The 11,754-nt window shown below is 66.6% G+C and carries 12 protein-coding genes; 2 read left to right on the top strand and 10 right to left on the bottom strand.

Annotated features, from left to right (window positions below; all coding sequences use genetic code 11):
• Positions 1 to 75 precede the first annotated feature (75 nt).
• Complete coding sequence (locus AC5RUO_RS11575; RefSeq protein ID WP_494010414.1) at positions 76 to 690, top strand: class I SAM-dependent methyltransferase; 615 nt, start codon at positions 76 to 78, stop codon at positions 688 to 690.
• Here AC5RUO_RS11575 and dapF read toward each other — a convergent pair.
• From dapF to AC5RUO_RS11545, 6 genes are all read right to left on the bottom strand, one after another.
• Positions 671 to 1,615, bottom strand: a complete 945-nt coding sequence (gene dapF, locus AC5RUO_RS11570) for a diaminopimelate epimerase (RefSeq protein WP_494010415.1) — start codon at positions 1,613 to 1,615, stop codon at positions 671 to 673. The two genes, AC5RUO_RS11575 and dapF, sit on opposite strands and share 20 nt — an antisense overlap.
• Positions 1,616 to 1,688: 73 nt before the next feature.
• Positions 1,689 to 2,585 (bottom strand): tRNA (adenosine(37)-N6)-dimethylallyltransferase MiaA, encoded by an 897-nt coding sequence (gene miaA, locus AC5RUO_RS11565; RefSeq protein WP_494010416.1) that lies wholly within the window; start codon positions 2,583 to 2,585, stop codon positions 1,689 to 1,691.
• A gap of 3 nt (positions 2,586 to 2,588) precedes the next feature.
• Positions 2,589 to 4,148 carry a tRNA (N6-isopentenyl adenosine(37)-C2)-methylthiotransferase MiaB gene (gene miaB / locus AC5RUO_RS11560; protein WP_494010417.1) on the bottom strand — a complete coding sequence of 520 codons (1,560 nt, stop codon included), beginning with the start codon at positions 4,146 to 4,148 and terminating at the stop codon, positions 2,589 to 2,591.
• 41 nt (positions 4,149 to 4,189) lie between these two features.
• Positions 4,190 to 4,675, bottom strand: a complete 486-nt coding sequence (locus AC5RUO_RS11555) for a regulatory protein RecX (RefSeq protein ID WP_494103586.1) — start codon at positions 4,673 to 4,675, stop codon at positions 4,190 to 4,192.
• Positions 4,676 to 4,819: 144 nt separating this feature from the next.
• Positions 4,820 to 5,875, bottom strand: coding sequence for a recombinase RecA (gene recA, locus AC5RUO_RS11550; RefSeq protein ID WP_494010418.1), 1,056 nt, complete (start codon positions 5,873 to 5,875; stop codon positions 4,820 to 4,822).
• 210 nt (positions 5,876 to 6,085) lie between these two features.
• The gene (locus AC5RUO_RS11545; protein WP_494010419.1) at positions 6,086 to 6,310 is read right to left on the bottom strand and encodes a DUF3046 domain-containing protein; all 225 of its coding nucleotides are present in this window, start codon (positions 6,308 to 6,310) and stop codon (positions 6,086 to 6,088) included.
• 41 nt (positions 6,311 to 6,351) lie between these two features.
• Between AC5RUO_RS11545 and AC5RUO_RS11540 the strand changes: the two genes are divergently transcribed.
• The gene (locus tag AC5RUO_RS11540; RefSeq protein ID WP_494010420.1) at positions 6,352 to 6,879 is read left to right on the top strand and encodes a MarR family winged helix-turn-helix transcriptional regulator; all 528 of its coding nucleotides are present in this window, start codon (positions 6,352 to 6,354) and stop codon (positions 6,877 to 6,879) included.
• 101 nt (positions 6,880 to 6,980) lie between these two features.
• Here the strand turns inward: AC5RUO_RS11540 and AC5RUO_RS11535 are convergent, their stop codons facing one another.
• The 4 genes from AC5RUO_RS11535 to AC5RUO_RS11520 all read right to left on the bottom strand — a co-directional run bounded on the left by AC5RUO_RS11535 (position 6,981) and on the right by AC5RUO_RS11520 (position 11,677).
• Positions 6,981 to 7,433, bottom strand: a complete 453-nt coding sequence (locus AC5RUO_RS11535) for a helix-turn-helix domain-containing protein (RefSeq protein WP_494010421.1) — start codon at positions 7,431 to 7,433, stop codon at positions 6,981 to 6,983.
• A gap of 200 nt (positions 7,434 to 7,633) precedes the next feature.
• Complete coding sequence (locus AC5RUO_RS11530; protein ID WP_494051577.1) at positions 7,634 to 8,113, bottom strand: CinA family protein; 480 nt, start codon at positions 8,111 to 8,113, stop codon at positions 7,634 to 7,636.
• Positions 8,110 to 8,754, bottom strand: coding sequence for a CDP-diacylglycerol--glycerol-3-phosphate 3-phosphatidyltransferase (gene pgsA / locus AC5RUO_RS11525; protein ID WP_494103558.1), 645 nt, complete (start codon positions 8,752 to 8,754; stop codon positions 8,110 to 8,112). The genes AC5RUO_RS11530 and pgsA overlap by 4 nt, the downstream gene beginning before the upstream one ends.
• Positions 8,755 to 8,776: 22 nt before the next feature.
• Entirely contained in the window at positions 8,777 to 11,677 is a 2,901-nt protein-coding gene (locus AC5RUO_RS11520; RefSeq protein WP_494103557.1) for an FtsK/SpoIIIE family DNA translocase, read from the bottom strand.
• Between the last annotated feature and the right edge of the window lie 77 nt (positions 11,678 to 11,754).

Raw genomic sequence — 11,754 nt, 5'->3', positions numbered from 1 at the left:
ATGCCCTCCACCCTAGCAGAGGCCCCGCGTCCGCAGTTTCCCTTTACGCCGCAAGGGGAACTACTCTGGCCAGTTATGGAGTCCGCACACTATTTCAGCGCATCCCCCGCCGGCCCCTTCACCAGAAAGCCCCTCACAGTAGAGCTCGCCGGCGAAACACGCAGGCTGCAGACTTCCAGCGGCATCTTCAGCCCTGACGGCATCGATAAGGGGACGGCGGTCCTCCTGGCTGAGGTTCCGGCGCCCGCGCCCACCGGCAATCTGCTGGACATCGGCTGCGGCTGGGGACCCATCGCGCTCACCATGGCGCTGCGTGCCCCGCACGCACATGTGTACGCCGTGGACGTGAACGAACGCTGCATCACGCTGACCAATGAAAATGCTGCCGCTCTCGGGCTGGCGAACGTTGTGGCCAGCACGCCCGAGGCAGTTGATCCGGACCTGAGGTTTGACACGATTTGGTCGAATCCGCCTATCAGGATCGGCAAGGACGAGCTTCACTCGCTGCTGAAACTGTGGCTGCCGCGGCTCGCGCCCGGTGGATCTGCGTGGCTGGTGGTTCAGAAGAACCTGGGCTCGGATTCCCTCCAGCGCTGGCTCGCCGGGGAGCTGGACGATTCCTTCAGCGTGACCCGCGAGTCCACGTCCAAGTCCTTCCGCATCCTGAAAGTCAGGAAAGCGTCCCGGTAGCCACGATGACGGCCGGGCCGCTAAGTTCCACATGCTCGTGGCCGGCCGGTCCGGCGAAGAATTTCACGCCTACTACCCCGCCTGGCACGTGGACCCGCCAGGTGTCCGGAGCCTCTGCGCCGGCCCAGTGGCGGATGGCGACGGCGGCAGCACAGGCTCCCGTTCCGCAAGACTGGGTCTCGCCGACACCCCGCTCGTGGACGCGCATGGTGACTGAACCAACGCCGTCGTGGACGAGCGGTTCAGCCGGGACAACGAACTCCACGTTGGTGCCGTTGGCAGGAACGGGTTCGACGGTGGGTGCCGTGAAGAGCCGGGTCCCCGCGAGTTCGGAGAGTTCTGCGAGGGCCACAACGGTGTGCGGGTTGCCCATGCTGACGGACAGCGCGGGCCGCGGGACCTCCAGCCCGTCCGCGGTGACCAGCGAATCCATGGCTTTCGCTGTGGCTTCACCGGGGAAGATGAACTCCCAGGGGCCCATGTCCACGGCGTACTCATCCCCCGTACGGACCACGGTCTTGGCCCCGCCGCGGGTGCCGATGGTCAGCGCACCGCCGTCGGGAAGGTCAATCAGGCCTTCGGCCCGGAGAAAGTGGACGAAGACACGGACACCGTTGCCGCACATCTCGGACAGGGAGCCGTCGGCGTTCCGGTAGTCCATGAACCATTCGGCCTCAGGGACCGTGGCCAGCAGGTCGCGGCCTTCGGGGAGCAGGCGGGAGGGAACCGCGCGGATCAGGCCGTCTCCGCCGATGCCGCGGTGCCGGTCGCACAGGCCGGCCACTTGGACCGCGGTGATGGTGCGCGCACCCTCGGGATCGGCCACCAGGACAAAATCGTTGCCCGTACCATGCCCCTTCGAAAAGCGCAGCCCGCCCAGCGTGCGGAAGGCGGGGCCGGTGGTCTCTGCGAGGGTTGCGTCCATGCTTCCAAGGTTACCGGCCGGCTGCGGCAGGCCCGAAACCGGCTGCCGGCACTGAAGCGCCGGCGGGAACCCGTCAGCGGCAGAGGTCGGCGGCACGCTCCACCAGTTGCGGGTCCTGCCAGTCCAGCCAGCTGATCCGGGGGTCCGCCCCGAACCAGGTGAGCTGGCGGCGGGCGAACTGGCGGGTGGCCACGATGGTGCTTTCCGCTGCCTCTGCGACGGTCGCTTCACCGTCGATAACCTGCAGGAACTGGGAGTAGCCGAGAGCGCGGGATGCTGTCTTGCCATGGCGGAGGCCCTGCGCGTCCAACCGGCGGACTTCGGCCAGCAGCCCCTTGTCCACCATGGCGTGCACCCGCAGGGCCAGCCGTTCCCGGAGTATGTCCCGGTCCACCGCCAGGCCCACCTGCACGGCGGGGTGGATGTACTCGCGGCGGGGCATGAAGGAGCTGAAAGGGCGGCCGGTGAGCTGGTGGACTTCCAGTGCCCGGATGATGCGCCGGTCATCGGAGAGCCGGCCTGCCGAGACCGGGTCCACGGCCCGCAGCCTGGCCAGCATGGCAGCGGTGCCGGTGGCGGCGAGGTCCGCTTCGAGCTGCTGCCTCAGCTGTGGGTCGGTGCCCGGAAAGTCCAGGACATCCAGCGCGGCCCGGACGTAGAGCCCGGACCCGCCGGCCAGGATGGCCCGTTTTCCGCGGGCATGGATTTCGTCGATGAGCTGCCGGGCCTGCTGCTGGAAGTCCGAGACGCTCGCTTCCTGCGTCACCTCCAGGATGTCCAGGAGATGGTGCGGGACTCCCCTGCGCTCCGCCACGGTGACTTTTGCCGTTCCGATGTCCATGCCGCGGTAGAACTGCATGGCGTCAGCGTTGATGACTTCGCCGTCCAGCTCCAGGGCAAGGCTGACGGCGAGGTCCGATTTGCCGGAACCGGTGGGACCGACGACGGCGATGACTGGCGGAGTGCCCACCTGTCAGGGAGTGCGCAGCGGCAGTGAGGGCATGCCCAGGGAGACGCCCTTGCGGCCGGCGCCCGCAGCGGGTGCCGGGGCGCCGCAGGAGTCTGCCTGCGACCTGTCCCAGGCGTCACCGGCCCGTGAGCGCCGCAGGCTGTAGTCCTCCAGCGTGGGGTCCGCGACTAGGTGGAAGGCGGCAGCCTCAGTGATGGTGACCGTAACGAGGTCTCCCGGGCGTGGTGCGGGCGCACCGTCCGGAACGGAAAAATGCACCAGGCGCTGGTCCTGGGACCGGCCGGACAGCCGGTGGGTTTCTTCCGCCTTGCGGCCCGACTGGGCGGTGACCATCACTTCTACGCGGCGGCCCAGCTGCTTGCGGTTCTCCTCGGCGGCGATTCGGTCCTGCAGCGCGGTGAGCCGTTCGAACCGCTCCTGCACAACGGCCTTCGGCAGCTGGTCGGGCAGGTCGGCGGCCGGGGTGCCGGGGCGTTTGGAGTACTGGAAGGTGAAGGCTGTGGCGAACCGCGATTGTTCCACGACGTCCAGGGTGGCCTGGAAGTCTTCCTCGGTTTCGCCCGGAAATCCGACGATGATGTCCGTCGAGATGGCCGCATGCGGGATCTTCTCCCGGACCTTGTCCAGGATGCCCAGGAACTTCGTGGACCGGTACGAGCGCTTCATGGCCCGGAGGATGCTGTCCGAACCGGACTGCAGCGGCATGTGCAGCTGCGGCATGACGTTGGGTGTTTCCGCCATGGCATCGATCACGTCGTCGGTGAAAGCTGCGGGGTGGGGGCTGGTGAAACGGACGCGTTCCAGGCCCTCGATCTGGCCGCAGGCGCGCAGGAGCTTGGAGAATGCCTGCCGGTCGCCGAATTCCACGCCGTAGGAGTTGACGTTCTGGCCCAGCAGCGTGACTTCGATGGCACCGTCGTCCACAAGTGCCTGGATCTCCGCGAGGATGTCCCCGGGACGGCGGTCCTTCTCCTTGCCGCGAAGAGCCGGGACGATGCAGAACGTGCATGTGTTGTTGCAGCCCACGGAGATGGAGACCCACCCGGAGTAGACCGAGTCGCGCTTGGCGGGAAGCGTGGACGGGAACACGTCCAGGGATTCCAGGATCTCCAGCTGCGCCTCGTTGTTGTGCCGGGCGCGGTCCAGCAGCGCGGGCAGGGCGCCGACGTTATGGGTTCCGAAGACGGCGTCCACCCAGGGCGCCTTCTTCAGGATGGTTTCGCGGTCCTTCTGGGCCAGGCACCCTCCCACCGCGATCTGCATGCCGGGATTGGCAGCCTTGACCGGCGCCAGGATCCCGAGGTTGCCGTAGAGCTTGTTGTCGGCGTTTTCCCGGACCGCACAGGTGTTGAATACCACCACGTCCGCCTGCTCGCCGTCAGCAGCAACATAGCCTGCATCCTCGAGCATGCCCGCCATGCGCTCGGAGTCGTGCACGTTCATCTGGCAGCCGAAAGTGCGCACCTGGTAGGTGCGTGCCTTGGGCGCTGCGTCGTGCGGCAGGGACCCGGCCTCTTCGGAGGGCTGGGCACCGGAAAAGGAGGAAGGAATGGTCAAACTCACCTATTAAGGGTACCGGCTGTTACAAGTACGGTTTCTTGGCCCTAGTCGGTGTCCGGGGCTCCGCGGGCTTCGAGGACCTCGTTCACGATCCGGAACGCCTGGGAGGGCTGGTAGCCCTTGCGGGCAAGCATGGATGCGAGGCGACGGACCGCCTTGTCGCGTTCGGCGCGGTCTGTCAGGTCCGTTCCCGGCCGGATCTTCCGCTCCACCAGGGAACGGGCGGCAGCCTCTTCATCGGCGTCCGTCAGCTGCTCCAGGGCGGCGGTGGCCGTGTCCTGGTCGATGCCCTTCTCAGTGAGCTCACGCCGGAGCGCACCCTTGGCCAGTTTCCGGGACTGGGAACGGCTGCGGACCCACATATCGGCGAATTCGGCGTCGTCGATGAGCCGGACTTCCTGGAACCTGTCCAGTACTGCCTCTGCGATGTCTTCGGGAATGTTCCGTTCGGCCAGTTTGCGCGCCAGTTGGAGCCGGCTCTTTGCAGAGGCTGTCAGCTGCCGGTAGACGATGGCCTGTGCGACGGACACGGGATCGGGCTCGGAATCGCCGAAATTGGGTGCGTGGGGGTCGCCGGGCCCGCCCTGCTCCCCCACTGAAGGGGGTGCCTGACGGGCCCGCCGCGGGCGGCCCCGGCTGCTGCGGGGCCGCTCCTGTTCAAATCCGGCCAACTGCTAGAACCCGTCGACTGCCTTCAGTTTCGGGGAGTCCTTGGACTCCGCCTCCGCCGGCTTCACGCCAACGCCGAGCTTTTCCTTGATCAGCCGCTCAAGTTCGGCTGCCAGCTCCGGGTTGTCACGGAGGAACCGGCGGGAGTTCTCCATGCCCTGGCCCAGCTGGTCGCCATCGTAAGTGAACCAGGAGCCGGACTTCTTGATGATGCCGTGCTCCACGCCCATGTCGATGATGCCGCCCTCGCGGGAAATGCCCTGGCCGTAGATGATGTCGAACTCGGCAACCTTGAAGGGCGGGGCCATCTTGTTCTTGACGATCTTGGCCTTGGTCCGGTTGCCCACCGAATCCGCGCCTTCCTTTAGCGTCTGGATGCGGCGTACGTCGATTCGGACAGAGGCGTAGAACTTCAGGGCCTTACCACCGGTGGTGGTTTCCGGCGACCCGAAGAAGACACCGATCTTTTCGCGCAGCTGGTTGATGAAGATGGCGGTGGTCTTGGTCTGGCTCAGCCGGCCGGTGATCTTACGCAGGGCCTGGCTCATGAGCCGGGCCTGCAGGCCGACGTGGCTGTCGCCCATGTCGCCTTCGATTTCCGCGCGCGGCACCAGGGCGGCAACAGAGTCGATGACGATGATGTCCAGCGAGCCGGACCCGACCAGCATGTCCATGATCTCCAGCGCCTGCTCACCGGTGTCCGGCTGGGAGACCAGGAGTGCATCGGTGTCCACGCCGAGCTTCGCGGCATAGTCCGGGTCCAGGGCGTGCTCGGCGTCGATGAAGGCTGCGATGCCGCCGGCGCGCTGGGCGCTGGCCACTGCGTGCAGGGCGACGGTGGTCTTACCGGAGGATTCCGGCCCGTAGATCTCGATCACGCGGCCGCGCGGCAGTCCGCCGATTCCCAGGGCGACGTCCAGGGCGATGGAGCCGGTGGGGATCACTTCGATGGGCGCACGGACTTCATCGCCCAGGCGCATGACCGAGCCCTTGCCGAACTGCTTGTCAATCTGGGCCAGCGCTGCTTCCAGCGCTTTTGCACGATCCGGGGCTGCCGCCATGGTTGACACCTCTAATGCTTTCTCGATGGTGGCCTTCGCGGCCGTTTATTGGTCATCTCTGACGCTAGGGGGACCCACTGACATTCCGGCCGGGTAACGGCGGCTATGTGGATAACCCGTTTCGAAAAAGCATAGCTTTATCCGAACAGGTATTCGAACAGCTTGGCGGCGTGTCAGGGGAAAATACCGGCGGTTACCGAGGCTGAGCAGTCAGTCCCGCAGCGGCTTGATGTCGCGGCCCAGCCGGCGTTCGGCAGGAACGTCCTGGACGTCGCAGACGGCCAGCCATACCTTCCGCGGTTCGACGCCGGCAGCTAGTGCCTGGTCTGCTGTCCTGCCGCCAACGCCCGCCAGGACCAGGGTGCTGCTCAGCACGCGGGAGTAGCCTGCGCCGAACTCGTCATCCATCAGCCGCCAGTAGTCACTGAGTCGCATCAGAAAATTCTCTCACGGCTACGGACCTTAGAATTGTTGCCATGAGCAACTCCCCCGACGCCCTGCCGGACCACGGCGCCGACGCCACCACAGATGCTGCGCTGAACAACGTTGAACACCAGCTCACCCTCCTATGGCGGCGGGGCCGGGCCATCACCAACCAGTTGTCCCGGCAGGTGCACCCGGACATGGAGCCCGCAGCCTACGGCCTGCTGACCGTGATCCGCCGCGAGGGCCCTATCCGCCTGACTGAACTGGCTATGAGCATCGGAGTGGGAAAACCGTCGGTGAGCCGGCAGATTGCGTTCCTGGAGAGCATCGGCCTGGTGTCCAAGGAAGCCGACCCGCTCGACGGGCGTGCCCAGTCAATCCGGCTGACGCCGAAGGGCGAGGAGAAGATGCACCAGGTGCAGGATGCCCGGCGGCAGGTCTTCCGGGAGCGGCTCGGCGAGTGGCCGGTCCAGGACCTCGAGGAACTGGCTCGGTACATGGCCAAGCTTAACGCGACGTACGAGCGGGACGGCTTCCCCAAGGACGCTCCCGGCGCAGCAGCCGGCCAGGAAGGCTGACGGAACCCCCTGTACGGGTTTGCACGTGAACGACGGAAGCCCCCGGCCTGTGGCCGGGGGCTTCACAACAATCCAAGGCCCACCAACGGGTGGGGCTGCCCTTAGCGGGCGCCGGAGAGCAGACCGTCGGAAAGTTCGCCGTTAAGTTCAGTGTCGAGGTCGCGCTCAAGGTCGCGGCCGTAACGCTGCGAGAATTCCTGCGGAACGGTGTCCGGCACGGTGACGCCTTCGGCCACTGCAACGCGATCGCTCACCTCGCGGAGCATGCTGGACAACGGAACGTCCAGTGCCGAGCAGATCGAGGACAACAATTCCGATGACGCTTCCTTCTGGCCGCGCTCCACTTCGCTGAGGTATCCAAGGGAGACACGGGCGCTGTGCGAAACTTCACGGAGCGTACGCCCCTGACGCTGGCGGACATCGCGCAGGACATCACCAATTTCGTGACGAAGTACAACCATCTTGCGCTCCTTCTGTTCGCTCTTACCCTGATCGGCGAGGCCCACATCCTTCCAGCGGACAACGCCGTTTACGGATACGGGCTGCTTTACCATCTGTATCGCCTTGCTCCCTCATTGGTCCGGTCCGCCCTGAAGCGAACCGTGTGGTCATTTCATCCTAGGCGCCTCCGCTCTTCGGAAGCGACACAATGTAATAACTAATCGGTACCGGCTTTTGTTCCCCGTAACTTTACGTCCGGTAACTTGGCCTGTTCCAATGGCATGGAACTGGGCCGCCTTGGAACGCCCCCGCCTCAGCCGGACAGCGCTTCGAGGAGCCGCTCGAGGGCTGCCCCACACGCCAGTCCGCGGATTTCCGCGCGGTTCCCCTCGAACGAATATTCAAAGGCCGCTGTTCCGGCAGCGGTGGCCACCCCCACGTATACGGTGCCCACCGGCTTCCCGTCATGCCCGTCCGGCCCCGCAACACCGGTAGTGGCAAGGCCCACATGCGCGTCCAGTACTGTCCGTGCACCTTCGGCCATGGCGCGGGCCACGTCCCCGTCCACGGAACCGGCCCGGGCCAACAGGTCAGACGGGACCTTGAGGACGGACTCCTTCACGGAGTTCTGGTAGGCGACCACGCCCCCCTGCAGCATTCCGGACGCACCTGGCGTATCCGCCAGGACAGCCGTCACCATGCCTGCGGTCAGTGATTCCGCAGTGGCTACTGTGCGCCCCTCTTCGAGTGCCTGCCGGACTGCCTGCGCCGCGAGGTGATGGAGGTTGGTCATGGCTTTTCCTGTCCAAGGTTGGCGCGGGCCTGCTTCCTGCCCCGGGACCGGAGGCGGAGCGCTTGAACGACATACTCGACGCCGGTCCAGACCGTGATGGCCACGGCCGCCATCATCACGGCGAACGCAACCCAGGCCAGCCAGGGCGCGAAGGCCCCCAGCGGCAGGAGGTAGAGGAAGATGGCGGCGGTCTGCACCACGGTCTTGAGCTTGCCCCCGCGCGATGCGGGGATCACGCCGTAGCGGATCACGAAGAACCGCAACCCGGTAATCCCCCACTCCCGGACCAGGATTACGAGCGTTGCCCACCAGGGCAGCTCACCAAGGAGGGACAGCATGACCAGCGCCGAGCCGATGAGCAGCTTGTCGGCGATGGGATCGGCGATCTTGCCGAAATCGGTGACGAGGTTCCGGCTCCTTGCGATATCGCCGTCGAGCTTGTCTGTATAGATCGCGACGGCGAACGCCAGCACCGCCGCCCAGCGCCACAGCCCGGACTCGCTGCGGAGTCCTGGCGCGTCGGCGACCAGGAACCAGACGAAGAACGGCACCAGCGCGATGCGGATCATGGTCAGGACGTTGGGAAGGTTCCAGACCCCGGCACGGCCAGGGCCGGCGGCGGTTGCATCGGTGCTAGTCACTTGTCTAGGCTACATTCCCCGGCTAGCGCCCGGTGAGGGACCATGCGTCTTCGGACCCGTCGTCGTCATCGCCGTAGCCTCCCGGCGCGGTATCGGAGCCGTCGTAATATTGAGCCTTCTGCTTCCGCTGGTCCAGGTCCGCGGCCACCAGGTCCTCGGCGTAGCCGCCCTGGGCGATGTTTGCGTTGGCGTTGTCACTGAGGGCGGCAGTCTGGGAGTCTGCGGCGGCAGGAGTCTCCTGTCCCTTCAGGGCCGCCAGCACTGCGGCGAGGTCGTCCGGCTTCACCAGGACGTCGCGGGCCTTGGAGCCTTCAGACGGACCCACCACTCCCCTGGATTCCAGCAGGTCCATGAGGCGGCCCGCCTTGGCGAAACCGACACGGAGCTTGCGCTGGAGCATGGACGTGGAGCCGAACTGCGTGGTGACCACGAGTTCAGTGGCCTGCAGCAGCACCTCGAGGTCGTCTCCGATGTCGTCGTCGATCTGCTTCTTTTCCGCCTCGGGGGCAACGTCGTCGCGGTACACGGCCTGCAGCTGTGTCTTGACGTGTTCCACCACCTTGTGGATCTCGGACTCGGAGACCCAGGCGCCCTGGACGCGCATGGCCTTGGAGGCGCCCATGGGCAGGAAGAGCGCGTCGCCCTGGCCGATGAGCTTCTCCGCGCCGGGCTGGTCCAGCACCACGCGGGAGTCCGTGACGGACGAGGTTGCGAAGGCCATGCGGGAGGGCACGTTGGCCTTGATGAGGCCGGTCACCACGTCCACGGACGGACGCTGAGTGGCCAGGACCAGGTGGATGCCGGCGGCGCGCGCCAGCTGGGTGATGCGGACGATCGAGTCTTCGACGTCCCGCGGTGCCACCATCATGAGGTCCGCGAGCTCGTCCACGATCACCAGCAGGTAGGGGTAGGGCCGGATGACGCGCTTGGAGTCCGGCGGCGGCTGGACCTTGCCCGCGCGGACGGCCTTGTTGAAGTCGTCGATGTGCTTAAACCCGTAGTTGGCGAGGTCGTCGTAGCGGGCGTCCATCTCGCGCACTACCCATTGGAGTGCCTCGGCGGCCTTCTTCGGGTTGGTGATGATAGGGGTGATGAGGTGGGGTACGCCCTCGTAGGCGGTCAGTTCCACGCGCTTGGGGTCCACCATCACCATTCGGACCTCGTCCGGGGTGGCCCGCATGAGAATGGACGTGATCATGGAGTTCACGAAGGACGACTTGCCGGCCCCGGTGGCGCCCGCCACCAGCAGATGGGGCATTTTCGCGAGGTTGGCCACCACATAACCGCCCTCCACGTCCTTGCCCACGCCCATCACCATGGGGTGGTCGGTGCGCCGGGCGTTCTGGCTGCGGAGGACGTCACCCAGGGAGACCGTTTCGCGGTCCGTGTTCGGGATCTCGATGCCGATGGCGGACTTGCCGGGGATCGGGCTCAGGATCCGCACGTCGCTGGAGGCGACTGCGTAGGAGATGTTCTTGGACAGGGCGGTGACCCGCTCCACCTTGGTGCCTGGCGCCAGCTCGATCTCGTAGCGGGTGACGGTGGGGCCGCGGCTGAAGCCGGTGACGGTGGCGTCCACGTTGAACTGCTGGAGGGTGTCGGTGAGGGCTGCCACGACGGCGTCATTGGCTTCCGTGCGCTCCTTGGGAATGGAGCCGGGTGTCAGGAAGTCCGACGCCGGAAGCGTGTACGTCACGTCCCCGGCCAAGGACAGCTGTTCCGTGCGCTGTGGAATCGGGGTGGGTGGCGGCGCAGGCGCCACCGGGGTGGAGGGAACCTGGGGTGCGTTCGCGGGTGCCGGCGCAGCACCGGCCGCCATACCCGGGGTAATCATCGGGATGGCTTCGGTGGCATCCGCGGGAGCTGCAGCGCCGGCCGCACCCAAGCCCTGGGCGGCCTTGATCTTCTCGACGGCGATCTCGGCCTGGGTGGGCCGGCGGACGCCGGGGGCGGGGCGTGGAGCCGGGGAATCGCCTTCGTCGTCATCGATCACGGCGTGTTCGAACGCTTCGTCGCCCACGTAGCCGTCGAGGCCGGCGTCTGGCTCCTCGTCCTTGCCGAAAAGGCGCCGTTTCTTCTTCTTAGGCGCAGCCGGCGCCGGGCGTTCAAGGTAGCTGCGGTCGTGCTTGTCCTGCTGGTCCTGGTCCATCAGGTCGATGCCCATCAGGTGCTCGTAGGCACCGCGCAGCCGCCGGGGGATGGCGGTGAAAGGCGTGGCGGTGATGATCAGCAGCGATACGAATGCCAGGAGCCCGTAGAGGACCAGCGGCACGGCCGGGTGGATGGCTGCCAGCGGGGTGGCCGCCAGGAAACCCAGCATGCCGCCGGCCTGGCGCAGGCCGTCGAAACCCTGCGCCACCGTCGGCTGCCCGCCCAGGACGTGGGCAAGCCCGCAGCCGGCGAAGGTCATGATGAGGAAGCCAATGCCCACCCTGTTGTTGCCGCGGCCGTCGGTGGGCTGGCGGAAGAGCCTGAAGGCGCAGGCGAAGAGCATTAGCGGGAGCAACAGGGACATCCAGCCGAAGGTGCCGTTGACCACGGCATGGACGGTATCCGGGAACCAGCCGGTCAGCCCCCACCAGGCAAAGGTGGCGATGAAGACGCCGAGGGCAAGGTTGAACAGGGCTGCGCCGTCGCGCCGCTCTTCGGCGGGGAGGTCGCTGACGTCGTGGCCGATCCGCCGCACTCCCCCGCCCACCAGGTGGCCCACGCCGAGCCACGCGCCCCCCACCACCCGCAGCAGCCACGGCTGGTGGTGTTCGACGGCGGGGAGTTGCCGCGTGCGGGCCGTGCTGGTGGAGCCTCCACCCCGGCCGGACTTGGCTGCGGCCGAGCCGGAACCGCGGCCCGTGGAACTGCCGGATTTACTGCTGGAGCTGCCCCTGGCTGTTCCGCTGCGCGCGGAGGTAGTACGTGTGGCCATAGTAGCCACGCTACCGGAGCAAGGCCGGTTTTCCGGGGATATCAGGGCCGGGGCCGCCCATGCCTGCCGAGGACGCC

The sequence above is a fragment of the Arthrobacter sp. Y3221087 genome, assembly GCF_059089905.1.
Note: the sequence above shows the minus strand (reverse complement) of the source record. Positions and strands in the feature narration are given on the sequence as shown.

Excerpts from the sequence above, each read along its gene's own strand:
- AC5RUO_RS11545 (WP_494010419.1), bottom strand. The coding sequence starts at position 6,310 with ATGCGACTCAGTGACTACTGGCGGCTGATGGATGACGAGTTCGGCGCA.
- AC5RUO_RS11540 (WP_494010420.1), top strand. The coding sequence starts at position 6,352 with ATGAGCAACTCCCCCGACGCCCTGCCGGACCACGGCGCCGACGCCACC.
- AC5RUO_RS11535 (WP_494010421.1), bottom strand. The coding sequence starts at position 7,433 with ATGGTAAAGCAGCCCGTATCCGTAAACGGCGTTGTCCGCTGGAAGGAT.
- AC5RUO_RS11530 (WP_494051577.1), bottom strand. The coding sequence starts at position 8,113 with ATGACCAACCTCCATCACCTCGCGGCGCAGGCAGTCCGGCAGGCACTC.
- AC5RUO_RS11520 (WP_494103557.1), bottom strand. The coding sequence starts at position 11,677 with ATGGCCACACGTACTACCTCCGCGCGCAGCGGAACAGCCAGGGGCAGC.
- AC5RUO_RS11575 (WP_494010414.1), top strand. The coding sequence starts at position 76 with ATGGAGTCCGCACACTATTTCAGCGCATCCCCCGCCGGCCCCTTCACC.
- recA (WP_494010418.1), bottom strand. The coding sequence starts at position 5,875 with ATGGCGGCAGCCCCGGATCGTGCAAAAGCGCTGGAAGCAGCGCTGGCC.
- dapF (WP_494010415.1), bottom strand. The coding sequence starts at position 1,615 with ATGGACGCAACCCTCGCAGAGACCACCGGCCCCGCCTTCCGCACGCTG.